The organism is Mycobacterium asiaticum, assembly GCF_001673365.1.
GTDB classification, from domain to species: domain Bacteria; phylum Actinomycetota; class Actinomycetes; order Mycobacteriales; family Mycobacteriaceae; genus Mycobacterium; species Mycobacterium asiaticum_A.
Genome location: NZ_LZLS01000097.1, coordinates 19,353 through 45,815, shown reverse-complemented (window position 1 = coordinate 45,815; position 26,463 = coordinate 19,353). Strand labels below are relative to the sequence as shown.

Genomic DNA, 26,463 nt, shown 5'->3' with positions numbered 1-26,463 from the left:
GGTGCAGCGGTGTGAAGCCGTTTCGCATCGACGTACCCGACGACGTTCTCGACGATCTGCAAGCCCGCCTGGCGCGCACCCGGTGGCCAGAAGCCGAATGCGTGGACGACTGGAGCCAAGGCATCCCGCTGCGCTACACCCAGGACCTCGCCGCCTACTGGGCTGAGCAGTACGACTGGCGGGCGCGGGAAGCGGCGCTGAACCGCTTCGACCAGTTCATCGACCAGTTCGACGGGCTGGACATCCACTTCATCCATCAGCGGTCCCCGCACGAGGATGCGTTTCCGCTGTTGATCACGCACGGCTGGCCGGGCTCGATCGTGGAGTTCCACAAGGTGATCGAACCGCTGACCAACCCGACCGACCACGGCGGCCGTGCCGAAGATGCGTTCCACGTGGTGTGCCCGTCGCTGCCCGGCTACGGCTTCTCCGGGAAGCCGGGACGCACCGGGTGGGGTGTGGAGAAGATCGCTGAGGTTTGGGACGAGCTGATGGGCCGCCTTGGCTACGACCGCTATGGAGCCCAGGGCGGCGACTGGGGCGCGGCCGTGACGAGCCAGATCGGACGTAACGGCGGCTCAGCTGGCGGCAATTGCGCGGCCATTCACCTCAACATGCCGTTGGGTATGCCCAGCGCCGAATCGCTAGCCGATCCGATCCCCGAAGAGCAGGCTGCGATTGCCGCGTTGGCCGAGCACCGCAAGACCGGCACCGGCTATTCCAAGCAGCAGTCCACGCGTCCGCAGACGGTGGGCTACGGACTGGTCGATTCGCCGGTGGGCCAACTGGCCTGGATCGTGGAGAAGTTCTGGGCCTGGATGGACTGCGACGGACACCCCGAGAATGTGCTCACGCGAGATGAGCTGCTGGACAACGTGATGCTGTACTGGGTGACCGGAAGCGCGGCGTCGTCGGCCCGCCTCTATTGGGAGAGTTTCCGCAAATGGGGCGACACGACCCGGGTCGAATTACCCACTGGCGTCGCGGCTTTCCCCAAAGAGGTGTTGCGGGCGCCGCGTCGCTGGTGCGAGCCGAACTTCAACATCACGCACTGGACGACGATGCCGCGGGGCGGACACTTCGCCGCTTTCGAGCAACCCGAGTTGTTCGTGCAGGATCTCCGGAAATTCTTCGCGACGGTGCGCTAATCCCTTTCGCCGAGTGTGAATTTGACGACGGGACACGCCGCTTGTGCGTCGTAGGGTGCACAGTCGAGCGACGGGGGCTTTAGACGATGCGCCGACCGCGGCGCGCGCGAAACCTCATGTCCCACAAGTAAAGCCGGTAGCCAAGTATCCAAGCCTGGTGTGGAATCACCCGGTCGGCCAGCCGCAGCGCCGACAACAACAACTCGAACCGTCGCTGCTGGGACTCCGACCATTCCAGCCGCATCATCGCCCGGAATTCGGGCGCCAGGAAACCCGTCGTGGCGAACAGGTTGAACGGTCCGGCCAGTGTCCGTAACGGCCACGGCAGAAAGACCACTGAGGCGACGCCAAGTAAATGCTCGCGCACGGGCGGGTCGATCTGCAGTTCGTCCAGGGATCGTTTCCAGTACTCGTCGAAGGCGACCCGGTCTGCCGGCCACATCCGCTCTGGCATCTGCAGCATGGTGCCGAGCCGTTTTGCGTCCTGGTAGACGGCGTCGGCGGCAGCCTCATCGAGCGGGCCGTGCAGGAATTCATGCTGTTCGACGAAGTAGCGATACAGACACGCCGCTACCCACAGCTGCAGCTTGGGGTTGAAGGCGTTGTAGGAAACCGGACTCGACGCCGTCGACCGTACCTGGCGGTGTGCCACGTCGACGGCGTCGCGGATCAGTTTGCGGTCCGCCTCGGTCCCGATGGTCGCCACCGCCAGGTAAGTACCGGTGGTGCGGGCCCGTTTGAACGGGTGGATGTAGACGTTGCCGCTGTCCACCGGGCTCTCCAGCACGCCGTAGCCGACTCCCGGCAGGGCTAGTTGCATGATGACGTTCGCTGCGGGCAGCAGCGTCGCCGCGGGGTTCAACAGGTCGGCGACCCTAGTCACTGGCCGCCTCATTGCGGTTCGCACTCCATGGGATCGAGTAGAACACGTGTGAGAGGCTGCCGGGGTGTTTGGGTCGACGCGGCGGGTCCGCATCGTCGGCGTGCTGGCGGGATACCTGGCCGACGTCGCGTTCGGCGACCCGGCGCGCGGCCATCCGGTGGCCTTGTTCGGGACGGCTGCCGCGAAGTTGGAGCGGGTCAGCTACCGCGACGCCAAGACCGCTGGCGTGGTTCACACGGTCCTGTTGCTCGGGACTGTCGGGCTGGTCGGGTTGGTTGTGCAACGTCGGGTCGGCGGTGGGGTAGCCACCGCGCTGGCCACCTGGGTGTCGCTGGGCGGAACCACGTTGGCGCGCACCGGAAATCAGATGGCGCAGTTGTTAGACCGCGGCGACATCGACGGGGCGCGACGGTTGCTGCCGTCGCTGTGTGGGCGCGACCCGGCACTGCTGGACGGACCCGGTCTTACCCGCGCGGCGCTGGAATCGGTGGCCGAAAACACTTCCGATGCCCAGGTGGCACCGCTGCTGTGGGCCGCCGTCGGCGGCGCGCCCGCAGTGCTGGGGTACCGCGCGGTCAACACCCTCGACGCCATGGTCGGCTACCGCTCGCCGCGCTACCACCGGTTCGGTTGGGCCGCAGCGCGATCAGACGATGTGGCGAACTATGTGGGCGCGCGGGTGACCGCGGCATTGGTGGTTGTCTGCGCGCCTTTGGTAGGCGGGTCCTGCGCGGGTGCGATCCGCGCCTGGCGACGAGATGCCGGGCGTCATCCCAGTCCCAACGCCGGCGTGGTGGAGGCGGCGTTCGCCGGCGCGCTCGGAGTCCAACTCGGCGGGCCCACCCACTACCGTCACGAACTGCAGATCCGGCCGACGTTGGGTGACGGTCGAGCGCCCACGGTCGCCGATCTGCGGCGCGCGGTGCGGCTCTCGCGGCTGGTGCAGGCGGGCGCAGTGGCGGTGGCGGCTGCGTTGAACGTGTTCTGACGTCAACGGCGCCGGCCGTACCGGTCGGCAAGCTTGTCGTCGACGCTCACGGGTGTCGAGGGCGACGGCTCGTCCTTGACCGCGTTCTGTTTTTCCCGCCGACGAGCGCGGAGTTCGGAATAGACGAAGTAGCCCAACGCAATTGGAGCTAGTACGCCGAACAGAATCCACTGAATGCCGTAGGAGAGAAAAGGCCCGGCGTCCAGGCGCGGCACCCCGATCACCCCGAGCCCACCGGGCTGATCCTCGACCAGCTGCAGATAGGACCCGGTCAGCGGCACGCCAGTCAGGGCTGAAACCTGCTCGGTGCTGATCGAATACACCTGCTGATAGCCATCTCTGGTGAACGGCTCCTTGCCCGGAAGGGTCGGCTCGGAATCACGGAGTCGAGCGGTGATGGTCACGGTGTGGTCCGGCAGCGGCGGAATCGGCGGGATGTGCGAGCCCGTCTCGGGACGCACGTACCCGCGGTTGACCAGCACCGTCGGACCGTCCTCAACGACGAAGGGCACCAACACCTCGAACGCCTGATTGCCCTCGACCGGGCGCAGTCGCGCTACCACCCGTACGTCCGGCAGGTAATGCCCGGTGGCCGTCACCTTGTGCCACTGCGCGCCGGAGGCAATCGAATCTTGCTGCGGAAGAACCGTTTTCAACGGCACCGGGGCGGTGTTGACCGAATCGGCGATCTGCTGGTTCTCCCGCGACGTCGTGGTGTTCTTGCCCAATTGCCAGGGCGCGAGCACAGTGAAACACAGGTAGGTGAAAGCGACGCACACCAGCATCAGCGCTATCCAGCCCGGTCGCAGGATGAACCCCAGTCCCCGAATTCGCTTGGGCATCAACCCGAGCCGTTCTGCGCGAGTTTCTCGTCGACCCAGTCATGCAGACCGGGCAGAGCGGCCTCGATGACGCGGAACACCGACTCGAAGTCCCGCTGATCTCCGTAGTAGGGGTCGTCGACGTCGGGGGTGTGGGCACCGGAGCGGGGATCAAACCAGCGCAGCATCCGCAGCCGGCTCTCATCGACACCTAGGTCGCGCAGCAACCGCTGATGGTTGCGTCCGAGCGCGACGACCAGATCAGCCGAGAGATGGTCGTCGTCCAGCTGCGCGGCCCGGTGAGCGGTGGGGTAGCCATGATCGCGCAGCACCCGCTTGGCCCGGTGGTCGGCTCCCTCGCCGGCATGCCAGTTGCCGGTGCCGGCACTGCTGACCCGCACCACACCGTCGAGGCCGCGTTCCTGGATCTGGTGGGCAAACATTTTCTCGGCCATCGGCGAGCGGCAGATGTTGCCCGAGCAAACGAACGTGACGTGCAGCTGCTCAGACACCGAGCGCCCTCCGCAGTTCCTCGATGGTGTCGACATGCGTGACGCCGGTGAACTCGATCCGCTCGGCGAAGTCGCCGCGCCCGTAACCCCAGCCGACGACAACGGTGTCGATGCCGTGCGCGGCCGCGCCGTCGACGTCGTGGCTGCGGTCGCCCACCATGACGACACGTTCGGGCAGCGGCTCCAACTGCGCGAGCGCGTGCGCCAGCACATCGGTCTTGGACTTGCGCCCGCCGTCCGGACAGGCGCCGGCGATGACCTCGAAATACTCGTCGAGCTCGAAATGGGCGAGGATGCGGTGCGCGGTCGGCTCCAGTTTCGAGGTGGCCACCGCCAGCCGGACGCCGGCCGCCTGCAGGTCGGCCAGCAGCGGGGCGATGCCGTCGAACAGGCTGTTCATCGCCCAGCCCCGGCTGCCGTACTCAGCACGGAACGCGGCGAACGCCTCGTCGGCGCGGCCCTCGAGCTCCATCGCGTGGAACGTCTCGTCCATCGGCGGCCCGACTATCCGAGCGGCGAGATCACCTTCCGGGATGGCCGCACCGATGTGGGCCAACGCATGCCGGAAGCTGGCCACGATGCCGGCCGCCGAGTCGGTGAGGGTGCCGTCGAGATCGAAGATCACCAGCTGCGGTGCCGAACTTGTCACGCTCTTATTGTGGTCGATGCGGCTTGGCGCGCGCGCCCCTGGTGCGCCGGATGCCTGGCCTTCGGATCCGCGCACTAATGTTTCTTTGATGGCGGGTCTGGACCACAGCGCGTCGACGGGCATTATGCGGGCGCGCTATCACGGTGATCAAGACGTCGTCGCAGGCATGCTCGATTTCGCCGTCAATGTCCGTCATGCGCAGCCACCACCCTGGCTGCTGCAGCGGCTCAGCGCACGGCTGACGGATCTGGCCAGCTACCCGAGCTGCGCCGACGTGCACGCCGCCCAGGAGGCAGCCGCGGCCCGGCACGGCCGAACGCGCGACGAGGTGCTGCCGCTGGCCGGGGCCGCCGAGGGATTTGCGTTGCTGAGCAACCTGCGGCCGCGGCGGGCCGCAGTCATCGCACCCTCGTTCACCGAGCCGGAGGCGGCGCTGAGCGCGGCCGGGGTGCCGATAGACCACGTCGTCCTTCGGCCGCCGTTCACTCTGGACGGCGCGGAGGTCCCCGAGGACGCCGATCTCGTCGTCGTCGGAAACCCGACCAACCCGACCTCGGTACTGCACCCACGCGAGCAGCTGCTCGCGTTGCGCCGGCCCGGCCGGTTGCTGGTGGTCGACGAGGCGTTTGCCGACTCGGATCCGGGCGAGTCGCAGTCGCTGGCCGGCGACGCGCTGCCCGATGTGCTGGTGCTGCGCAGCCTGACCAAAACCTGGGCGCTGGCCGGACTGCGGGTCGGCTATGCCCTCGGGGCGCCCGACGTGCTGGCCCGGTTGACCGCGCAGCGCCCGCACTGGCCGGTGGGCACGCTGCAATTGACCGCGATCCAAGCGTGCTGCGAACCGAATGCCGTCGCCGAGGCGGCCGCCGACAGCGCCCGGTTGATGACGCTGCGGTCCGCGATGGTAGCCGCCCTGCAGGCCGCCGGCGTCGAGGTGGTCGACGGTCAGGCGCCGTTCGTACTGTTCCGGGTCCCGGCTGCCGAATCGTTACGGGAACGGTTGCGGGACAAGGGAATTACAGTAAGACGCTGCGACACCTTCGTCGGTCTGGACGACACTTACCTTCGGGCCGCGGTGCGATCCGAGTGGCCCCAATTGGTCGAAGCGCTGGCATGTGTGGGGAGTCGCCGATGAGCGTGCGACTGGCCGATGTGATCGAGGCGCTGGACGAGGCGTACCCGCCGGGGCTTGCCGAGTCGTGGGATTCGGTGGGCCTGGTGTGCGGGGACCCCGCGGACGTGCTCGACTCGGTCACCGTTGCGATCGATGCGACCGAGGCCGTCGTCGACGAGGTGCCCGAGGGCGGTTTGCTGCTGGCCCACCATCCGCTGCTGCTACGAGGGGTCGACACGGTCGCGGCGAGTACCCCGAAGGGCTCGCTCATCCACCGCCTGATCCGTACCGGACGCTCGCTGTTCACCGCCCACACCAACGCCGACTCCGCCACACCGGGGGTATCCGATGCGTTGGCCGAGGCGCTCGGGCTGAGAGTCGAGGCTGTCCTGGACACCACACCCAGCGCGGCGACCCTGGACAAGTGGGTCATCTACGTGCCGCAGCAGCAGTCAGAAGCGGTGCGGGAGGCGGTCTTTGCGGCCGGCGCCGGTCAGATCGGCGACTATTCGCACTGCAGCTGGAGTGTCGCCGGTATCGGCCAGTTCCTCCCGCACGACGGCGCTTCCCCCGCGATCGGCAGCGTCGGCACCGTTGAACAGGTCCCCGAGGACCGAGTCGAGGTCATCGCGCCCGCGCGCGCCCGGGGCGAGGTATTGGCGGCAATGCGCAGCGCCCATCCGTATGAGGAACCGGCCTTCGACATCTTTGCCCTGGCGCCGCCACCCGCCGGCACCGGGCTGGGCCGGGTGGGCAGATTGGCCCAACCCGAAACGTTGGGTGAGTTCGTCTCCCGCGTCAACACCGCGTTGCCGCCGACCTCCTGGGGGGTACGCGCCGCTGGCGATCCCGACCTGCCCGTGTCTAGGGTGGCTGTCTGCGGAGGCGCCGGTGACTCATTGTTGAGTGCGGTAGCCGGCGCGGACGTGCAGGCTTACGTCACCGCCGACCTGCGGCACCACCCCGCCGACGAGCACCGCCGCTCTTCGCAGGTGGCCTTGATCGACGTCGCGCATTGGGCAAGTGAATTTCCCTGGTGCGCCCAAGCTGCGGAGGTGCTGCGGTCGCGCTTCGGGACGTCGCTCCCGGTGCGCGTCTCCACCCTCCGCACCGACCCGTGGAACCTGGGGACAGGCGAACGAGTGCTGATAACGAGACCTGGAGATCATCAGTCATGAAGGCCGACGTAGCCCAGCAGCGGTCGCTACTCGAATTGGCGAAGTTGGATGCTGAGCTGTCCCGGATCGCTCATCGGGTTAACCATCTGCCCGAACGGGAAGCCTACGAGCGGTCATTGGGTGCCCACACCGCCGCCAGTGACCGGCTCGGGGCCGTGCGGATTGCAGTGGAGGATTTGGACGCCCAGGTGTCGCGATTCGAAGCCGAGATCGACGCGGTGCGCAAGCGCGAGGACCGCGATCGCGCCTTGCTCAGTTCGGGCGCCACCGATGCCAAACACCAGGCCGACCTGCAGCACGAGCTGGAGACCCTGCAGCGTCGCCAAGCCAGCCTGGAGGATTCCCTGCTCGAGGTGATGGAGCGCCGGGAGGAGCTGCAGGCGCAACTGGCCGCCGAGTCCGAAACCATCGCGGCATTGCAGGACGAGCTGACCGTCGCCCAACAAGCCCTCGACGCCGCCTTGGCCGAGCTCGAACAGACCCGCGACGAACACGCGTCGCGCCGGCAATCCCTGAGCGCGGGCTTGAGTTCCGACCTTTCGACGCTGTATGAACGGCTGCGCGCCGGGGGAGGGCCGGGGGCCGGTCAATTGCAGGGTCACCGCTGCGGTGCCTGCCGGATCGAGATTGGTCGCAGCGAGTTGGCGCGCGTCACTGCCGCTGCCGAGGACGAGGTGTTGCGCTGCCCGGAATGCGGTGCGATCTTGTTGCGCGTCAAGGGTTTTGATCAATGAAGGTGGTCGTCGAAGCCGACGGCGGTTCCCGGGGCAACCCGGGGCCGGCGGGGTATGGCGCGGTGGTGTGGACCGCGGACCGCCGGACAGTGCTCGCGGAGTCCAAGCAAGCCATCGGCCGGGCAACCAACAATGTCGCCGAGTACCGGGGGCTGATCGCCGGTCTGGACGACGCCCTGCACCTGGACGCCACCGAGGTATCGGTCCTGATGGACTCCAAGCTCGTGGTGGAGCAGATGTCCGGGCGCTGGAAGGTCAAGCACCCCGACCTGGTGGAATTGCACGCCCAAGCGCGGTCGCTGGCGTCGCAGTTTCGCCGGATCAGCTACACCTGGATCCCGCGGGAGCAGAACGCATACGCCGACCGGCTGGCCAACGAGGCGATGGATGCGGCCGCTCAGACCGACCGGCGGGTCGACAAGGTCGCGGTGCCGGTCACCGAAGCGGCCAGAAAAGCCCAGTCCGACAGCCGTGCACCGGAAACCCCGCCAGACCCCACCGGTCCGGGTTGGACCGGTGCTCGGGGCACCCCGACCCGGTTGCTGTTGCTGCGGCACGGGCAGACCGAGTTGTCGGCGCAACGTCGATACTCCGGCCGGGGCAACCCGCCATTGAACGAAGTCGGTTGGCGCCAAGCAGGTTTGGCGGCGCGCTACCTGAACCAGCGGCGCGGAATCGCCGCGGTGTATTCCTCGCCGCTGCAGCGCGCACTGGACACCGCGACGACGGCCGCAAGAGCGTTGGGCCTGGACGTGACCATCGACGACGATCTGATCGAAACCGACTTCGGTGCGTGGGAAGGCCTGACCTTCGCCGAGGCCGCCGCGCGCGATCCGGAACTGCACCGTCGCTGGCTTTACGACACGGGCGCATTGCCGCCCGGCGGCGAAAGCTTCGACGACGTATTGCGCCGCGCCCGGCGCGGCCGGGACCGCATTGCGGCCGCGCACCCCGGCGCGAACGTGCTGGTGGTCTCGCACGTCACGCCGATCAAGTCGCTGCTGCGTCTCGCGCTGGATGCCGGATCGGGCCTCCTGTACCGGCTGCACCTGGACCTGGCGTCGTTGAGCATCGCCGAGTTCTATCCCGACGGCGCCTCCTCAGTGCGCTTGGTCAACCAGACGGGTTATCTCTAGCTAGCCGCACTCTTCTTTGTGCAGCGCTGTACAGCGGGTACCGTGTTCGACGCGGACGAGTTGGCTGGACGACCGCGGCTCGCGTCGATCCGCAAGGATCGCCCGGGTCGAGGAAAGTCCGGACTTCACAGAGCAGGGTGATTGCTAACAGCAATCCGAGGCGACTCGCGGGAAAGTGCCACAGAAAACAGACCGCCGCCCTCGTGGCGGTAAGGGTGAAACGGTGCGGTAAGAGCGCACCAGCATCCCGGGTGACCGGGGTGGCTCGGCAAACCCCACCCGAAGCAAGGCCAAGAAGGCAGCACCGAAAGTGCTGCCGCGCAGACGTTCGAGGGCTGCTCGCCCGAGTCTGCGGGTAGGCCGCTCGAGGCACCCGGCAACGGTGTGTCCAGATGGATGGTCGTCGCCGTGCCGCCGTGGTTAGGCCGTGGCGGTGGGGAACAGAATCCGGCTTACAGGCCAACTCGTCCGCCCGTCAGCGCCGGCTGCGGCGGACCGCCTTGTCCAGTTTGCGCAGCGCGGCGTCCAACTGTTCGTGGGCGCGTTCGGCGATGTCGGTCTCCTGCTGATAGAGCAGGCCGTAAGTGAACGTATCTTCTCCGGCGACATGGGCCGCGTGAGCCTGGGCGAGCAGGTGTTCGCGACTCACCACACTGTCCTGATGGTCACCCAGCAACGTCTGAATCGCTTTGGCCTGCTGGGAAACCTGGTCGGCGCCGGTGGCGGCCGCGGTGTAGCGCAACCGCTTGGCGCGCTTACGGATCACGTGCAGCGCCGTGTCGGCGTCTTCGGCTCGCTCGGCCGCCTTAGCCGCCTTACTGGCTTTGCGCACACGCCGGTAGGCGGCGTCGATGGTCACCGGCGCCGCATCCTGGCCGAAGGTGCTCACCGGCGGCTCGGCCACCATCGCGTCCAGCGCGTCGAGCAGCCGGAAGTACCGCTTGGTCCGCATGGCCGCTAACGAACGCCGAAGACCTAGTTGATAGCGCCGCTGGGCGCCGCTGACCAGACGTTCTGACACCGGCCCGCGGACAAGCGCGGGGTCCAATCGCGTCAGTTCACGCTCGTACCGCTCGGCGAGCACCTCGGCGTCGCGGGCCACGCCCAATACGCCCGCCAGTTCGCGGAGTTCGTCGAGAACCCAGGCCCCGTCGGCCAATCCGAACGAGTCCTGGGAGTCCTTGAGCAGGCTGCGGATCTTGCGGATGGTGACCCGCATCTGGTGCACGGAATCGTCGACGTCGTCGCGCACGGCGCGGTCCCAAACCAGCAGTTCCTCGATCTGGCGGGCCACCGCCTGGTGCACCGGGTCCTTTGACGGCGGTGCGGCAGCAGGGGCGGAAAGCCCGGCGGAGTCCAGTACCCGCGCCAGCTTCGAGCCGTGCCCGGCGGGAGCGGCGCCGGCATCCAACAATCGATTGCTCAGCCGATTGAGTAGCTCATGGCTGGTGCTTTCGGATTCGCCGTTTTGCACCTCCAGTTCCCACTCGCGCCACTGCTGATCGGCGGGTTCGGGCTCGGAGTCCTCGGCGGTGGGGGCCGACCACGCGGTGACGTGGTCGTTGCAGAACTCCGCCAGCGCCGCCCCGTCGCTGCCATAGAGGATCTGGTTCTCCCGCCTGGTCGTGATGCGCGCGACCGGCTCGAGGCCGCGGTCACGCACGATCGCCAGCACCACATCCAGCAACTCATCCGGCACGGAATCGGTATCAGCTTCTGTATCAGCATCGGTATTGCTCTGGAGGGGGGCATGCACCTCGGTGCGGGAGTCCGGTCCGGCCGGCAACTTGAGGTGCCAACCCGCGTCGGACCCGCCGGTGCGACGGCGCAGGGTGATCCGGTGGCGGGCCAGGTCCTGCCGCGGTGTGTCGAAGTAAACCGCGTCGAGTTCCTGGGCGGGCGGGGTGTCGACACGGGCGATCGCGGCGATGCCCTCGAACGACGGTGTCACCGCGGACTCGCCCACGTCGAACTTGCGCTCGACTTCCAGATGGCGCGCCGCTTTTGGCGCTTTAGCGGGCATCTTGTTCTCCGTGAGAGCGGGGCAGGCCCCCATAGAGTGCCATATCAGGGTTACGAGGGCGCAGCGCGGCGCTTAGAAGCAGTGCTCCTCGGCCGGGAACGCCCCGGTGGCCACGTCCTCGGCGTATTGCATTGCGGCACGGCGCAATTCGCTGCCCACGTCGGCGAAGCGCTTGACGAACCGGGCGGCCTTCCCGCTGCTCATTCCCGCCATGTCCTGCCAGACCAGGACCTGACCGTCGCAGTTGGGACCCGCGCCGATGCCCACCGTCGGGATGGTGAGTTTGCCGGTGATCTGGGTGGCCAGTTCGGCCGGCACCATCTCCATGACCACCGAGAACGCCCCGGCTTCGGCGACCGCGATCGCGTCGGCAATGGTTTGTTCGGCCGCGTCGCCACGCCCCTGCACTTTGAAGCCGCCGAGGGTGTTGACGCTCTGCGGAGTAAAACCGATGTGTGCCATGACCGGAATGCCCGCGGCGCTCAGGCAAGCGATCTGCTCGGCCACCCGCTCGCCGCCCTCGAGCTTGACGGCGTGCGCGCCGCCCTCCTTCATGAACCGGGTGGCCGAGGCCAGTGCGGCCGCCGGTCCCGCCTCGTAGCTGCCGAACGGCAGGTCGGCGACCACCAGAGCGTGCGGCGCGCCCCGCACCACGCCGCGGACCAGCGGGATCAGCTCGTCGATCGAGATCGGCACCGTGGTGTCGTATCCGTACACCACGTTGGCCGCCGAGTCGCCCACCAGCAGCACCGGAATCCCGGCGTCGTCGAATACTTGGGCGGTGGAGTAGTCGTAGGCCGTCAGCATGCCCCACTTGTGGCCTTCGGCCTTCCATTTCTGCAGGTGGTGGGTGCGGATCTTGGGCCGGGGGCCGGTAGCGGCCGAACTCGAGCCATAAATGTTTTCAGACATCATTGTCCCTATTTGTTTCGTCGGGTCGATCCTCGTGGCCCTTGATCGGGTCCCCGGGTTCGTCTGACCCCAATAGTCTGCCATCTGGGCCGAACAGATGCACCGTGGCGTGCGCCACGCACATACGATCGGCGCAGGAGGTTCACATGCAACGCCTAAGTGGTCTCGACGCCAGCTTCTTGTATCTGGAGACCGACTCTCAACCGATGCACGTCTGCTCCCTCATGGAGTTGGACACCACCACGATGCCCGGCGGCTACAGCTTCGACCGGCTACGTGAGGAGTTGTCGGCACGGATCAAAGCCATGCCCGAGTTGCGCGAGAAGCTGGCGAACAGCCCGCTGAACCTCGACCACCCGGTGTGGGTAGAGGATTCGAACTTCGACTTGAACCGTCACGTGCATCGGATCGGCCTGCCGAGCCCGGGTGGGCGGGCCGAACTCTCCGAGATCTGCGGACACATCGCGTCGTTGCCGCTGGACCGCAAGCGGCCGCTATGGGAGATGTGGGTCATCGAGGGAGTAGCGGGCGTAGCCGATAACCGGATCGCCTTGATGACCAAGGTGCATCACGCCGGGGTCGACGGCGTTACCGGCGCCAACCTGATGTCGCAGCTGTGCACCACCGAAGCAGACGCGCCCGCACCCGAGCCGGTGGCCGGTACCGGCGAGGCCAGCGGGTGGCAGATCGCCGCCGGCGGACTCTTCCGATTCGCCACCAGACCCCTGCGATTGGCAAACGTGCTGCCCGACACCGTGAATTCAGTGGTCGCAACGTTGCAGCGCGCCCGGGACGGCCTGACCATGGCGCGTCCGTTCGCCGCGCCGCGCACGGTGTTCAATGCCGCCATCAGCGGCCGGCGCACGATCGCCTACGCCGAACTGGACCTCGAGGACGTCAAAACCATCAAGGACCACTTCGGGGTCAAGGTCAACGACGTGGTGATGGCACTGGTGTCCGGCGTGCTTCGCCAGTTCCTGGCCGACCGCAATGTGCTGCCGGAAACATCACTGGTGGCGTCGGTACCGATCTCGGTGCACGGCCAGTCCGACCGTTCCGGCCGCAATCAGGTCTCGGCCATGTTCTCCTGCCTGCACACCCAGATCGCCGACCCGGTGCACCGCCTCAAAGCCATTGCCGAGGCCAATTCGATTGCCAAGCAACACAGTTCAGCGATCGGCGCCACGCTCTTGCAGGACTGGTCGCAGTTCGCCGCCCCCGCGGTCTTCGGCGCCGCCATGCGCCTCTACGCCATGAGCCGGCTGACCGAAACCCTGCCGGTGCACAACCTGGTGGTCTCGAACGTCCCGGGTCCGCAGATCCCGCTATATCTGTTGGGCTGTGAGGTCAGGGCGATGTATCCGCTCGGGCCGATCTTCCACGGCTCGGGTCTGAACATCACCGTGCTGTCGCTGAGCGGCCACCTCGACGTCGGGCTCATCGCCTGCCCGGATTTGCTGCCGGACCTCTGGGACATGGCCGACGAGTTCGCCATCGCAATGGAAGAACTGCTGAGCGCAACCGGCTAAATCCCACCCCGCGTATGGGTTGACCAGGATCGAGGTCGCTCTCTGGCACCATAGGGTGCCATGTGCCTGAATCGCCGCGACAAGTTCGCGCGCATGCTCCTGATCTGGACCACGCTGTCCGCCGTGGTGCTGGTCGCGGCGGGTTGCGTGCGCGTCGTCAGCGGCCGGGCGCACATGTCTGAGCCACGGCTGGGCGCCCCGGTGGTGTGGACGCCGTGCCGCAGCACCAATCCGCAAGCCAAGATTCCCGGCCATGCCATGTGCGGCAAACTCGCGGTCCCCGTCGACTACGACCATCCCGACGGTGACGTGGCGTCGCTGGCGCTGATCCGGTTCCCCGCCAGCGGCGACAAGATCGGTTCGCTGGTGATCAACCCGGGCGGACCCGGCGAGTCCGGCATCGAGGCGGCACTGGGTGTCTTCCAATCGCTGCCCAAGCGAGTGCATGAACGCTTCGACCTGGTGGGCTTCGACCCGCGCGGGGTGTCCAGCTCGCGCCCGGCGATCTGGTGCAACTCCGACGCCGACAACGACCGACTCCGGACCGAACCGCAGGTCGACTACAGCCAGGCCGGCGTGGACCGCATGGAGAACGAAACCAAGCAGTTCGTCCAGCGCTGCGTCGACAAGATGGGCAAGAATTTCCTGGCCAATGTGGGGACGGTCAACGTCGCCAAGGACCTGGACGCGATCCGCAAGGCCTTGGGCGACGCCAAATTGACCTACCTCGGCTATTCCTACGGCACCCGCATCGGCTCGGCCTACGCCGAGGCGTTCCCGCAAAACGTTCGTTCGATGATCCTCGACGGCGCCGTGGACCCCAACGCCGACCCGATCGAGGCTGATTTGCGGCAGGCCAAAGGCTTTCAGGACGCGTTCAACGACTATGCCGCCGACTGCGCCAAGGATTCGAGCTGCCCCCTCGGCAACGATCCGACCAAAGCCGTCGAGGCCTATCACAACCTGATCGACCCACTGGTCGATCCCGACAACCTGGCGGTCAGCCGGCCGGCGAAAACCAAAGACCCACGGGGGTTGAGTTACAGCGACGCCATCGTCGGCACCATCATGGCCCTGTATTCGCCGAACCTTTGGCATCACCTGACCGACGGTCTCAAAGAGCTGGCCGACGATCAGCGCGGTGACACCATGCTCGCGCTGGCCGACATGTACATGCGTCGGGATTCCAAGGGCCACTACAACAACTCCACCGACGCCCGCGTTGCGATCAATTGCGTTGACCAGCCGGCGATCACCGATCGCGCCAAGATCATCGACGAGGACCGCCGGGCCCGCGAGCTGGCCCCGTTCATGAGTTACGGCAAATTCACCGGGCATGCGCCGCTGGGCACCTGCGCGTTCTGGCCGGTGCCGCCGACGAGCCGGCCGCACGCCGTCTCGGCGCCGGGCCTGCCGCCGACGATCATCGTCTCGACCACCCACGACCCCGCAACTCCGTACCAAGCCGGTGTCGATCTGGCCAGCCAGCTGCACGGCTCACTACTGACGTTCAACGGAACCCAGCACACTGTCGTGTTCCAGGGTGACAACTGCGTCGACGACTACGTCACTGCCTATTTGATCGACGGCACCACGCCGCCGGCCGGCGCAACCTGCTAGCCGCCTCATTGCGCCGACTGTGCGTTCGGCGACGCGTCACCTGCGTGCGCGTCGTGAGATTCACTCTCGGCGGGCGAGCGGGCGAGCGGGCGCTGGCGCTCGGCGGCGCGCCCACTTGTGCGGATTAGAGACCAAGGCGTAATCGTTTCGCGTCCAACGGCGGTATTCGAAATGAGACGATTTCCGCCATGTTGCGCCTGAGACTGGTGAGCTCGGCGCTGTTGTCGATTGGACTGGTGTTCGCTGGACAGTCGGCGGCATTGCCGCGTGCCGCAGCTACCCCCGAACCCGATACCGGCACCGGGCAAACGCAAATTCCCGCCCCTCCCGCCGCAACGTCACAACAGAGCTGGGGTTCCTGCCACGACTTCATCGGAGACACCGCCGACCTGCCGACCGCGCGGTGCACGACGGTCTCGGTCCCCGTCGACTACGACAAACCCACTGGGGCACAAGCGAAGTTGGCGGTGATCCGGGTTCCGGCGACGGGTCAGCGCATCGGCTCGCTGCTGGTCAATCCGGGCGGGCCCGGCGCCTCAGCGGTGGACTTGGTGGCGGGCATGGCACCCGACCTCAAGGACACCGACATCGCCCGCCATTTCGACCTGGTCGGTTTCGACCCCAGAGGCGTCGGCCACTCGACTCCTTCGCTGCGGTGCCGCTCTGATGCCGAATTCGACGCGTACCGCCGCGACCCCATGGTCGATTACAGCCCGGCCGGCGTGGCACACATCGAGCAGATCTATCGGGAGCTAGCCCAGCACTGCGCCGACCGGATGGGGCAATCCTTCCTGGCCAACACCGGCACCGCGTCGGCTGCCCGCGACATGGACATGGTCCGGCAGGCATTGGGCGACGAGCAGATCAACTACCTGGGCTACAGCTACGGCACCGAGTTGGGCACCGCCTACATCGAGCGGTTCGCCCCGCACGTGCGGGCGATGGTGCTCGATGGCGCCATCGACCCGACCATCGGCCCGATCGAGCAGACGATCAATCAGATGGCGGGCTTCCAGACCGCCTTCAACGACTATGCCGCGGACTGCGCCAAGTCGACCGCCTGTCCGCTGGGCACCGACCCCGCCCAATGGGTGGCCCGCTACCACGCCCTGATCGACCCGCTGGTGACGAAGCCGGGCAAGACATCGGACCCGCGTGGGCTGACGTATGCCGACGCGACCACCGGCACCATCAACGCGCTCTACACCCCGCAGCACTGGAAGTACCTGACCAGCGGCCTGCTCGGATTGCAGCGCGGCACCGACGCGGGCGACCTGCTATTGCTGGCCGACGACTACAACGGCCGGGACCGAGACGGCCACTACGACAACGGCCAGGATGCGTTCAACTCGATCCGTTGTGTCGATGCGCCGACGCCGACGGACGCTGCATCGTGGGTGACGGCCGACCGACGCATCCGCGAGGTGGCGCCGTTCCTGAGCTACGGGCAGTTCACCGGATCGGCCCCACGTGATATTTGCGCGCTATGGCCGGTGCCGGCCACCTCGACGCCACATGCCGCCTCGCCGGCGCCGGCGGGCAAGGTCGTGGTGGTCTCCACCACCCACGACCCGGCCACCCCATACCAGGCCGGGGTCGACTTGGCTCGTCAGTTGGGCGGCTCGCTGATCACCTTCGACGGCACCCAACACACCGTGGTGTTCAACGGCAACCAGTGCGTGGACCCGGTCATCACGCGATACCTGCTGGATCTCACACTGCCGCCGCCCAATATGCGGTGTCAGGGTTGAGCGTCGCGCAACGTGTCTGGCGTGGCATCCGTAACATGGATTTAACAGAGCGTGCCTAGGGTGCGGGGTATGGATCGGCAGAAGGAATTCGTCCTGCGCACATTGGAAGAGCGCGACATCCGGTTCGTCCGGCTGTGGTTCACAGACGTCCTCGGATTCCTCAAGTCGGTCGCGATCGCGCCGGCCGAGTTGGAGGGCGCATTCGAGGAAGGCATCGGCTTCGACGGGTCGTCGATCGAGGGCTTCGCGCGGGTCTCGGAATCCGACACCGTCGCGCATCCCGATCCGTCGACCTTCCAGGTGTTGCCCTGGGCCACCAACGCCGGCCACCACCACTCCGCCCGCATGTTTTGCGACATCACCATGCCGGACGGCTCGCCGTCCTGGGCCGACCCGCGCCACGTGCTGCGGCGCCAGCTGCAGAAAGCCAACGACCTCGGGTTCTCCTGCTATGTGCACCCCGAGATCGAGTTCTTTTTACTCAAGCCGGGTCCGGAGGACGGCAGCGAGCCGGTACCAATCGATAACGCCGGCTATTTCGACCAGGCCGTGCACGAGACCGCGTCGAAGTTCCGTCGGCACGCCATCGAGGCGCTCGAGTTCATGGGTATCTCGGTGGAGTTCAGCCACCACGAAGGCGCCCCCGGCCAGCAGGAGATCGATCTGCGGTTCGCCGACGCGCTGTCGATGGCCGACAACGTCATGACCTTCCGCTACATCATGAAGGAGGTCGCGCTGGAGGAGGGCGTCCGGGCGACCTTCATGCCCAAGCCATTTGGGCAGCATGCCGGCTCTGCGATGCACACCCACATGAGCCTGTTCGAGGGCGACGTCAACGCCTTCCACAGCGACGACGATCCGCTGCAATTGTCGGAAGTCGGCAAGTCCTTCATCGCCGGGATCCTTGAGCACGCCTCGGAAATCAGCGCCGTCACCAACCAGTGGGTGAACTCCTACAAGCGCCTGGTGCACGGCGGCGAGGCGCCGACGGCGGCTTCCTGGGGAGCCGCCAACCGCTCCGCGCTGGTGCGGGTGCCGATGTACACGCCGCACAAGACCTCGTCGCGGCGGGTCGAGGTGCGCAGTCCCGACTCGGCGTGCAACCCCTACCTGGCTTTCGCAGTACTGCTGGCCGCCGGGCTGCGCGGAGTGGAAAAGGGTTACGTGCTGGGCCCGCAGGCAGAGGACAACGTCTGGGACCTCACCCCCGAGGAACGCCGCACCATGGGCTACCGCGAATTGCCGACCAGTTTGGACAATGCGCTGCGGGCGATGGAATCTTCGGAGCTGGTCGCGGAGGCGTTGGGGGAGCACGTCTTTGACTTCTTCCTACGCAACAAGCGCGCCGAGTGGGCCAACTACCGCAGCCACGTGACGCCGTTCGAGTTGCGCTCCTACCTGTCGCTGTAAAGGGCGGTCCGGGGCCTCGAACGGGTTGCGCTACCGTCAGTATCGTGACTAGGCCCGCGACGCAGCGACCCAGGTTGCCGAGCGTCGGGCGGCTGGGTCTGATGGATCCCCGGGCCGCCAGCGAATTGACGCAGCTGGGCTGGGATCAGCATGACGACCAGGCACACGTCGATCTGCTGTGGTCGCTGTCGCGCGCGCCGGACGCCGACGCCGCGCTGCGCGCACTAATTCGCCTGTCGGAGAATCCGGACGCCGATTGGGACGAGCTGAACGCAGCGTTGCTCACCGAACGCAGCCTGCGTGGGCGGTTATTCGCCGTGCTGGGTTCCTCACTGGCGCTGGGGGACCACCTGATCGCCCACCCAAAGTCCTGGAAGTTGTTGCGCGGCAACGTCACACTGCCTTCCCACGACCAGCTGCAGCAACGCTTCCTCGACTGCGCGGAAGAAGAATCCTCGGGTGCGCCCGGCTCGATTGTGCACCGGCTACGCGAGCTCTACCGCGACCACCTACTGCTGATCGCCGCGCTCGATCTCGCTCCGACTGTCGAAGACGAACCGGTGCTGCCGTTCACCCGCGTCGGTGAGCAGCTGGCCGACACGGCGGACGCCGCATTGGCCGCGGCGTTACGGGTAGCCGAGCACACGGTGTGCGGCGAGGACACACCGCCGCGCCTGGCAGTCATCGCGATGGGCAAATGCGGTGCGCGGGAACTGAACTACGTCAGCGACGTCGACGTGATCTTCGTGGCCGAGCGGGCCGACTCGACCAGCATCCGCGTGGCCGGCGAGATGATGCGGCTGGCCTCGTCGGCGTTCTTCGAGGTAGATGCCGCGCTGCGTCCGGAGGGCCGCAGCGGCGAACTGGTCCGCACCGTCGAATCGCACGTCGCCTACTACCAGCGCTGGGCCAAGACCTGGGAGTTCCAGGCGTTGATGAAGGCGCGCGCGGCGGTAGGCGACGCCGAACTCGGGCAGCGCTACCTCGAAGCGCTGATGCCGATGGTGTGGACGGCCTGCGAGCGCGAAGATTTCGTGCCCGAGGTGCAGGCGATGCGGCGCCGGGTCGAGCAGCTGGTGCCTGCCGATATCCGGGGGCGTGAGCTCAAACTCGGTAGCGGTGGGCTGCGCGACGTCGAGTTCGCCGCGCAGCTGCTGCAGCTGGTGCACGGTCGGCGTGATGAATCGCTGCACGTCGCTTCGACGGTGGATGCGTTGGCAGCGTTGGGAACCGGCGGCTACGTCGGGCGCGAGGACGCGGCGAACATGATCGCCTCCTACGAGTTCCTGCGCCTGCTCGAACACCGCTTGCAGTTGCAGCGGCTCAAGCGCACCCATCTGCTGCCCGAACTCGACGACGAAGAGGCCATGCGCTGGCTGGCCCGTGCCGCACACATCCGTCCCGACGGCCGCAACGACGCGGTCGGGGTGTTGCGTGAGGAACTCAAACACCAAAGCGTCCGGGTGTCCCGGCTGCATTCCAAGTTGTTCTATCAGCCGTTGCTGGAATCGATCGGACCCGCTGGGCTGGAGTTGGTCGGCGGGCGGATGACCCCGGAGGCCGCCGAACGACAGTTGGCCGCATTGGGTTACGAGGGTCCGCAGACGGCGCTGAAGCACATGTCGGCCTTGGTCAACCAGAGCGGACGGCGTGGCCGGGTGCAATCGGTGCTGCTGCCGCGACTGCTCGACTGGCTCTCCTATGCGCCCGATCCCGACACCGGGCTGCTGGCCTATCGCCGACTCAGTGAGGCATTGGCCTCCCAAACCTGGTACCTGGCTACGCTGCGCGACAAGCCGACGGTGGCCCGCCGGCTGATGCACGTGCTGGGCACCTCGGCATACGTGCCGGATCTGCTGATGCGGGCACCAGAAGTGATCCAGAGCTACGGCGACCGCCCGTCGGGTCCGATGCTGCTCGAGACCGAGCCCGCCACCGTAGCCCGTGCCCTGGTGGCCTCCGCCAGCCGCCATGCCGACCCGGCGCGCTCCATCGCCGCCGCGCGCACCTTGCGCCGGCGCGAGTTGGCGCGCGTTGGATCCGCGGATCTGCTGGGCATGCTCGAGGTCACCGAGGTGTGCAAGGCGTTGACCTCCATTTGGGTGGCCGTGCTGCAGGCGGCGCTGGACGCGACGATCCGGGCCAACCTGCCCGAGGACGGCCGGGCGCCGGCAGCTCTTGCGGTGATCGGCATGGGTCGGCTGGGCGGCGCCGAACTGGGCTACGGCTCCGACGCCGACGTGATGTTCGTGTGCGAACCGGCCAGCGGTGTCGAGGATTCGCAGGCGGTGAAATGGACGACGACGGTCGCCGAGCAGGTCCGGACGCAGCTGGGTACCCCCAGCGTGGATCCGCCGCTGGAGGTCGATGCCAATCTGCGCCCGGAGGGGCGCAACGGCCCGATGGTCCGCACCCTTGCCTCCTACGAGGCCTACTACGCGCAGTGGGCGCAGCCGTGGGAGATTCAGGCGCTGCTGCGCGCGCACGCGGTGGCAGGCGACCAGGAGCTGGGTCAGCGGTTCCTGCTGATGGTCGACCACACGCGGTACCCGCCCGACGGTGTCTCGGCCGAAGCCGTGCAGGAGATCCGGCGCATCAAGGCCCGTGTCGAGTCCGAGCGGCTGCCGCGCGGCGCCGATCCCAACACGCACACCAAGCTCGGACGCGGGGGACTGGCCGACATCGAATGGACGGTGCAGTTGCTGCAGTTGCGACACGCCCACGAAATTCCGGCGCTGCACAACACTTCGACGCTGCAGTCGCTGGACGTGATCGCCGAGAACGGGCTGGTGGAAACCGAGGAAGTGGATCTGCTGCGGCAGGCTTGGCTGACCGCCACCCGGGCCCGCAACGCGCTGGTGCTGGTCCGCGGCAGACCCACCGATCAGCTGCCCGGACCGGGACGGCAGCTCAACGCTGTCGCCGTCGCCGCGGGCTGGCGCAACGGCGACGGTGGAGAATTTTTGGACAACTACCTTCGGGTGACGCGACGGGCGAAAGCGTTGGTGCGCAAGGTGTTCGGCAGTTGAGTCAGGAGATGGGAGCGCTGGGCGGCGTCGAGTTCGAGGAATTGAGCGCCGCGGAGGCAGACCGTGTGATCGCCGTGTACGCGCCGCTGGCGCAAGCCGTTCGGGAACTCGTCGACGCGACCATCCGCACCGAGGCCGATGACGACGTCATCGCTGCGGCAACCGCCTCCGTCGCGGCGGTCACCGAGTCGCTACAGCAACGAACCCGGCTCGCTAGGGTCAGCTACCGCATCGGCGACCGTCCGCTGCCGCTGGGCAATGCCGTTGTGGGAGTTTGTAATCCGATCGCGCCACCAATCGTCGTGCAGCATGAGGGCGGCGGACGGTGCTGGGCCGAGTTCGTCCTGGGCACCGCCTATGAGGGCCCGCCCAGCCTGGTGCATGGCGGGGTCAGTGCCCTGGTGCTCGACCACATGTTGGGCGAGGCCGCCAGCGAGGGACTGGCCAAACCGCGCTTCACCGGCACGATCACCGTCAAGTACCTGCGCGGCACACCGCTGGGTCCGCTACGTTGTGATGCCTGGATAGAGCGGACGGAAGGCGTCAAAGTGTTTGCGCGTGGCACTATTTCGGACGCTGCCGGTGTCACCGTAGAGTCCGACGGTGTCTTCATCGAGCCCTCCTGGGTGAGGAACGGGCAGTGAAGTTCTACGTCAGCACCGCCTTCCTGAACACCCCAGAAATCATCGAGATAGCCAGAGCTGCCGACGAACTCGGCTACGACGGCATCGGCATCCCGGACCACGTCGTCAACCTCGAGACACTTGAGACCCCGTACCCGTATACCAAGGACGGACAGCGGCGCTGGCAGCCGTTCACCGACTGGCCCGATCCGTGGGTTCTCGTCGGCGCGCTGGCGCAGGTAACCACCCGGCTCAAATTCGTCACCACCGTCTACATTCCGGCGATGCGCAACCCGTATTCTGCGGCGAAAGCGATTGGCACGGCGGCACTTTTGGCATCCGGTCGGATAGAGCTCGGGATCGGGGTGGGCTGGTGTCGCGAGGAATTCGCGTTGATGGGAGAACAGTTCGCGGCGCGGGGCAAGCGAACCGACGAGATGCTCGAGCTGATGCGGGAGCTGTGGTCACCGGGATGGACCGAATTCGACGGCGAGTTCTATCAGGCGCCGCGATTGGAGATGCAGCCGACGCCGCCACCGATACCGGTGTACGTGGGCGGTCTCAGCGACATCGCGCTGCGTCGTGCGGCCCGCTATGACGGCTGGATCGGTGACCTGATCACCACCGACCGCGCCATCGAAAGGGTGCGACGGCTCCGGGAGCTGCGCGTTGAAAACGGTTTATCGATGGACGATTTCACGATTCTGACGCCCTTGACCGACTCCTTCACGCCAGCGGACTATCAGCGCGCCGAGAATGCCGGTATCACCGGCATCATCACCATGCCGTGGATGTTCTACGCCGGGCCGAATGCGACATTGGCCGAGAAGATCGACGGCTTGCGCCGGTTCCGCAAGGACCTCGGCCTGGGGTAGCGCGGTGTTCAGCGGACCGGGACGGCGGTCTGCAGGGTGACCTCGGAGATGTCGGAATGGCTCCTACCGCCGGTTGAGCCCAGGGTGCTTATCCAGACCAGCACCAAAGTTGTTGGTGTGGCGGCGGTTAACGTGATGACGTTGTGGCCGGGGTGCACAGCTGTCGGCGCGCTGAGTTCGACGGTGTCGCCGAGTTTTGCGGGTATGGCGGTGGCCGAACGTATTTGGATCACGGTGCCGGTGCTGTTGAGGTCGACGGTTACCGCACTCAGCGGCGTCGGGCCGGAAAGTTCTAACAACAGTCCGACGCCGTCCTTGAACTTGGGGAACGGCTGCGGGTCAAAGTAGGTGTCGGTCGACCACGCGGTGGCGGGATCGCCGTCGACCGACAGGCCGGCCGAGGCCGGACTGTCTGGTGCCCCGCCGGGGGAGAACACCGAAGCCTTAACCGGTTTGACCGCTTCGGGCCCGGCGGCCACTAAAGACGGCTGTGGCGAGGGCAAGGTGGGCTGAAGCCCCAGCTTGTCGCCGTTCATCGCCACGTCGGTGTCGAAGTTGCCCACTATTCGATTGATGGTCGTCGCGAAGCTGAGTAGGACCACCAGAACAATCACCGCCGCGGTCCCAAGGCAGGTCTTCACCAATTGCCGTCGAGCGTACTGCGCCCGCTCGGCGGGTCCGAAATTGCGGAAGTCCGCGTAGTGGCCCGGCGCCGGGAGCGCCAGCAGTTCCCTGGTGAGGGGTTGATCCGCAGGGTTTCGGGCCTCCGCGCTCGCCTCACGCAGCAGCGTCGTGATGGTCTTCGCACTGCGGATGTTGTCGCGGTCGCGCACCAACGCCGCAGCGGTTGACGAAAGCAGGAACGGAATACGTGGGTCGACGATGGCGGGCTCTTGAATACGGCCGTGTCCGTCGACTTCGGCGCTACGCCAATCTTTGTCTGCGGCTTGATTTTTGAACGGCCAGCGATTGACCAGCAACGCGTACATGACCGCGCCGATGCCGCATAGGTCATCCTGTGGCGTGGCGTCCGGCATCGTCGCGGGAAAGGCCAGCACCGCGCGCCCGTCGACGCTCACCCGGATTCGGGCCGGATGGTCGATGGACAGCGCTAGACCGGCGCGGTGCGCCGCCTCGACGGCCTCAACCAAGGACAGCACCGCGTCGGCGACACCTGTGGCCGAGGGTGCGGTGTCGGCCACTTCTTTCAAGGTGGCACCGCGGATCCACTCGGCAACCACGACTCCGCCGCAATAGTCGCGACCTACGTCGATCACGGTGGCTAGGAATGGCGAGTCGATCCCGCGCAAACTTGCGCTGCGGGACAGGATTGCATCGACATCAGCGGTCGGCATCGTGTGCTCGGGGTCGACCACCGTAATGGCGAGATGCTGCCCGGTTATTGTGTCGGCCGCCTGCCAGAACTGCAGATGCGCGGCCTCGCCGTAGAACAGCAGCAGGCGGATCCGGCCGCCCGCGATGGTGGCACCGGCGACAAGCGGATTGTCTTGACCGCTGGGTGTGCGCGGTTCTGCCCACAGGTAGGGGATGTGTGCCGTCGCAACTTCCGGCGCGATGGGTTGGCTGGCGGTCATCGCTTCGTCTCGCTCCCGCAGGGCACCGGCCGCATCGGCCCAGACGCGACCGGATGCTGAAACTGGTCGTCCTCTGACATAGCCGGGTACGGGCACTTCCAAACCGCCCGCCCGGGGTGGGGTCAAACACAGGTCAGCCAGCATCCTCGAGTTCTGCTCGGGCCCGGTCGATTTGGCCGTAGGCGTACGCCGCGATGGCAGCGATGGTCATCGTCTCTGCCGGACGGAGCAGCGCCTCGAAGGCGTGGTCGCCCAAGCCCTCACGCAGTCGCGTTGTGAGTGCCGCCAGTTCAGGTAGAGCCACGCCCACAAACATGGATATGGCGCGACCGAGGCAAAAGCCGCCTGGAACAAAGCGCGTTCCAAGCGGCTTTTGCGTCAGCTAGCCAGTGCTTACACGTCGTAATACAGCGCGAACTCGTACGGCGTGGGCCGGATCTGGACCGGCAGGATCTCGTTCTCCCGCTTGAAGTTGATCCACGTCTCGATGAGGTCCGTGGTGAACACGCCACCTTCGGTGAGGTACTCGTGGTCGGCCTCGAGCCGGTCGATGACCGCGGACAACTGGACGGGTGCCTGCGGGATGTTGGCAGCCTCCTCCGGCGGCAACTCGTAGAGGTCCTTGTCGACCGGCGCCTGCGGCTCGATCTTGTTGCGGATGCCGTCCAGGCCGGCCATCAGCATGGCCGAGAACGCCAGGTACGGGTTGCCCGACGAGTCGGGGCAACGGAACTCGAGACGCTTGGCCTTCGGGTTGCTGCCGGTGATCGGGATACGCACGCACGCACTCCGGTTGCGCTGGCTGTAGACCAGGTTGATCGGGGCCTCATAGCCCGGCACCAGACGCTTGTAGGAGTTCACCGTCGGGTTGGTGAACGCCAGCAGCGACGGCGCGTGGTGCAGCAGGCCGCCGATGTAGTGGCGGGCCGTGTCCGACAGGCCGGCGTACCCGGTCTCGTCGTACATCAGCGGGGTGCCTTCCTTCCACAACGACTGGTGGGTGTGCATGCCCGAGCCGTTGTCGCCGAACAGTGGCTTGGGCATGAACGTGACCGTCTTGCCGTTGGCCCACGCGGTGTTCTTGACGATGTACTTGTACAGCTGCATGTCGTCAGCCGCGTGCAGCAGCGTGTTGAACTTGTAGTTGATCTCGGCCTGACCGCCGGTACCGACCTCGTGGTGGCCCTTCTCCAGGCTGAAGCCGGCGTTGATCAGGTTGGTGAGCATCTTGTCGCGCAGGTCGACGTAGTGGTCGACCGGGGCCACCGGGAAGTAGCCGCCCTTGGGACGGACCTTGTAACCGCGGTTCGGGCTGCCGTCGGCCTCGTTAGCCGCGCCGGTGTTCCACCAACCCGAGATCGCGTCGACCTCGTAGAACGAGCCGTTGGTGCGCGAGTCGAACGCGACCGAGTCGAAGATGTAGAACTCAGCCTCGGCGCCGAAGTAGGCGGTGTCGGCGATGCCCGTGCTGATCAGATAGTTCTCGGCCTTGCGGGCGACGTTGCGCGGGTCGCGGGAGTAGGGCTCGAGGGTGAACGGGTCGTGCACGAAGAAGTTCAGGTTCAGCGTCTTGGCTTCACGGAACTGGTCAATGATCGCGGTCTCGGGGTCTGGCAGCAACAGCATGTCGGATTCGTGGATCGACTGGAAGCCACGGATCGACGAGCCGTCGAAGGCCAGGCCGTCGTCGAACACGCTCTCGTCGAAGAACGAGATCGGAATCGTGAAGTGCTGCATGATGCCGGGCAGGTCGCAGAAACGGACGTCGACAAACTCGACGTTCTCGTCTTTGGCAAGTTTGAAGACGTCGTCGGGCGTCTTTTCCGTCACGGAAGGCTCCTTTACTCAATGATTCGCGGCCGACGGTAGGGAGCAGATGTTGCCCGTCAGTCAACCCCGTGTTGCGCAGAGGTTACGCACCACGACGCCCGCA

The 26,463-nt window shown here is 66.6% G+C and carries 22 protein-coding genes and 1 other RNA gene; 14 read left to right on the top strand and 9 right to left on the bottom strand.

Features of this window, described 5'->3' with window-relative positions; all coding sequences use genetic code 11:
* Positions 1–11: 11 nt before the first annotated feature.
* Positions 12–1,148, top strand: coding sequence for an epoxide hydrolase family protein (locus A5634_RS10715; protein WP_065144020.1), 1,137 nt, complete (start codon positions 12–14; stop codon positions 1,146–1,148).
* Between the two features lie 79 nt (positions 1,149–1,227).
* Here A5634_RS10715 and A5634_RS10710 read toward each other — a convergent pair whose 3' ends face one another.
* Positions 1,228–2,043 (bottom strand): oxygenase MpaB family protein, encoded by an 816-nt coding sequence (locus A5634_RS10710; protein WP_065144019.1) that lies wholly within the window; start codon positions 2,041–2,043, stop codon positions 1,228–1,230.
* Between the two features lie 52 nt (positions 2,044–2,095).
* Here A5634_RS10710 and A5634_RS10705 point away from each other — a divergent pair, with 52 nt between their 5' ends.
* Positions 2,096–3,019, top strand: coding sequence for a cobalamin biosynthesis protein (locus tag A5634_RS10705; protein ID WP_065144018.1), 924 nt, complete (start codon positions 2,096–2,098; stop codon positions 3,017–3,019).
* Between the two features lie 2 nt (positions 3,020–3,021).
* Here A5634_RS10705 and A5634_RS10700 read toward each other — a convergent pair whose 3' ends face one another.
* Genes A5634_RS10700 through A5634_RS10690 form a run of 3 tightly spaced genes read right to left on the bottom strand, consistent with a single transcriptional unit; the run spans position 3,022 to position 4,977 of the window.
* Positions 3,022–3,861 (bottom strand): SURF1 family cytochrome oxidase biogenesis protein, encoded by an 840-nt coding sequence (locus A5634_RS10700; RefSeq protein ID WP_065144017.1) that lies wholly within the window; start codon positions 3,859–3,861, stop codon positions 3,022–3,024.
* Positions 3,861–4,352 (bottom strand): low molecular weight protein-tyrosine-phosphatase, encoded by a 492-nt coding sequence (locus tag A5634_RS10695; RefSeq protein ID WP_065144016.1) that lies wholly within the window; start codon positions 4,350–4,352, stop codon positions 3,861–3,863. The genes A5634_RS10700 and A5634_RS10695 overlap by 1 nt, the downstream gene beginning before the upstream one ends.
* Positions 4,345–4,977, bottom strand: coding sequence for an HAD-IA family hydrolase (locus tag A5634_RS10690; protein ID WP_065144099.1), 633 nt, complete (start codon positions 4,975–4,977; stop codon positions 4,345–4,347). The genes A5634_RS10695 and A5634_RS10690 overlap by 8 nt, the downstream gene beginning before the upstream one ends.
* Before the next feature lie 112 nt (positions 4,978–5,089).
* On the opposite strand from A5634_RS10690, the gene cobC reads away from it, so the two are divergent.
* The 5 genes from cobC (at position 5,090) to rnpB (ending at position 9,634) form a co-directional block, all read left to right on the top strand.
* Entirely contained in the window at positions 5,090–6,136 is a 1,047-nt protein-coding gene (gene cobC, locus A5634_RS10685; protein ID WP_065144015.1) for an Rv2231c family pyridoxal phosphate-dependent protein CobC, read from the top strand.
* On the top strand, positions 6,133–7,293 hold the full coding sequence (locus tag A5634_RS10680) for a Nif3-like dinuclear metal center hexameric protein (protein WP_065144014.1): 1,161 nt from the start codon (positions 6,133–6,135) through the stop codon (positions 7,291–7,293). Before cobC ends, A5634_RS10680 begins: the two co-directional genes overlap by 4 nt.
* Positions 7,290–8,027 carry a zinc ribbon domain-containing protein gene (locus tag A5634_RS10675; protein WP_065144013.1) on the top strand — a complete coding sequence of 246 codons (738 nt, stop codon included), beginning with the start codon at positions 7,290–7,292 and terminating at the stop codon, positions 8,025–8,027. The genes A5634_RS10680 and A5634_RS10675 overlap by 4 nt, the downstream gene beginning before the upstream one ends.
* Positions 8,024–9,163 (top strand): bifunctional RNase H/acid phosphatase, encoded by a 1,140-nt coding sequence (locus tag A5634_RS10670; protein ID WP_065144012.1) that lies wholly within the window; start codon positions 8,024–8,026, stop codon positions 9,161–9,163. The genes A5634_RS10675 and A5634_RS10670 overlap by 4 nt, the downstream gene beginning before the upstream one ends.
* 56 nt (positions 9,164–9,219) lie before the next feature.
* An RNA gene (gene rnpB / locus A5634_RS10665) (RNase P RNA component class A) lies at positions 9,220–9,634 on the top strand.
* A gap of 4 nt (positions 9,635–9,638) precedes the next feature.
* On the opposite strand, the gene A5634_RS10660 is transcribed toward rnpB, so the two are convergent.
* Together A5634_RS10660 and panB are read right to left on the bottom strand one after the other, a co-directional pair.
* Complete coding sequence (locus A5634_RS10660; protein WP_065144098.1) at positions 9,639–11,186, bottom strand: CYTH and CHAD domain-containing protein; 1,548 nt, start codon at positions 11,184–11,186, stop codon at positions 9,639–9,641.
* A gap of 72 nt (positions 11,187–11,258) precedes the next feature.
* Positions 11,259–12,101 carry a 3-methyl-2-oxobutanoate hydroxymethyltransferase gene (panB, locus tag A5634_RS10655; protein ID WP_065144011.1) on the bottom strand — a complete coding sequence of 281 codons (843 nt, stop codon included), beginning with the start codon at positions 12,099–12,101 and terminating at the stop codon, positions 11,259–11,261.
* Positions 12,102–12,244: 143 nt separating this feature from the next.
* On the opposite strand from panB, the gene A5634_RS10650 reads away from it, so the two are divergent.
* From A5634_RS10650 to A5634_RS10620, 7 genes are all read left to right on the top strand, one after another.
* Entirely contained in the window at positions 12,245–13,627 is a 1,383-nt protein-coding gene (locus tag A5634_RS10650; RefSeq protein ID WP_065144010.1) for a WS/DGAT/MGAT family O-acyltransferase, read from the top strand.
* A gap of 60 nt (positions 13,628–13,687) precedes the next feature.
* A complete protein-coding gene (locus A5634_RS10645) occupies positions 13,688–15,247 on the top strand; it encodes an alpha/beta hydrolase (protein WP_065144009.1) in 1,560 nt (519 codons plus the stop codon).
* A 179-nt stretch (positions 15,248–15,426) separates the two neighbouring features.
* Positions 15,427–16,998 (top strand): alpha/beta hydrolase, encoded by a 1,572-nt coding sequence (locus tag A5634_RS10640; RefSeq protein WP_155769473.1) that lies wholly within the window; start codon positions 15,427–15,429, stop codon positions 16,996–16,998.
* A gap of 69 nt (positions 16,999–17,067) precedes the next feature.
* Positions 17,068–18,408, top strand: a complete 1,341-nt coding sequence (glnA, locus tag A5634_RS10635) for a type I glutamate--ammonia ligase (protein ID WP_065144007.1) — start codon at positions 17,068–17,070, stop codon at positions 18,406–18,408.
* Between the two features lie 101 nt (positions 18,409–18,509).
* Complete coding sequence (locus A5634_RS10630; protein ID WP_253861552.1) at positions 18,510–21,437, top strand: bifunctional [glutamine synthetase] adenylyltransferase/[glutamine synthetase]-adenylyl-L-tyrosine phosphorylase; 2,928 nt, start codon at positions 18,510–18,512, stop codon at positions 21,435–21,437.
* On the top strand, positions 21,434–22,081 hold the full coding sequence (locus tag A5634_RS10625) for a PaaI family thioesterase (RefSeq protein WP_081290346.1): 648 nt from the start codon (positions 21,434–21,436) through the stop codon (positions 22,079–22,081). The genes A5634_RS10630 and A5634_RS10625 overlap by 4 nt, the downstream gene beginning before the upstream one ends.
* A complete protein-coding gene (locus A5634_RS10620; protein WP_065144005.1) occupies positions 22,078–22,935 on the top strand; it encodes a TIGR03619 family F420-dependent LLM class oxidoreductase in 858 nt (285 codons plus the stop codon). Before A5634_RS10625 ends, A5634_RS10620 begins: the two co-directional genes overlap by 4 nt.
* Positions 22,936–22,943: 8 nt before the next feature.
* On the opposite strand, the gene A5634_RS10615 is transcribed toward A5634_RS10620, so the two are convergent.
* The 3 genes from A5634_RS10615 to glnA (A5634_RS10605) all read right to left on the bottom strand — a co-directional run bounded on the left by A5634_RS10615 (position 22,944) and on the right by glnA (A5634_RS10605) (position 26,360).
* On the bottom strand, positions 22,944–24,530 hold the full coding sequence (locus tag A5634_RS10615) for a protein kinase family protein (protein WP_155769472.1): 1,587 nt from the start codon (positions 24,528–24,530) through the stop codon (positions 22,944–22,946).
* A gap of 133 nt (positions 24,531–24,663) precedes the next feature.
* Entirely contained in the window at positions 24,664–24,834 is a 171-nt protein-coding gene (locus tag A5634_RS10610; protein WP_155769471.1) for a hypothetical protein, read from the bottom strand.
* Positions 24,835–24,923: 89 nt separating this feature from the next.
* The gene (glnA, locus tag A5634_RS10605) at positions 24,924–26,360 is read right to left on the bottom strand and encodes a type I glutamate--ammonia ligase (protein WP_065144002.1); all 1,437 of its coding nucleotides are present in this window, start codon (positions 26,358–26,360) and stop codon (positions 24,924–24,926) included.
* Positions 26,361–26,463: the final 103 nt, after the last annotated feature.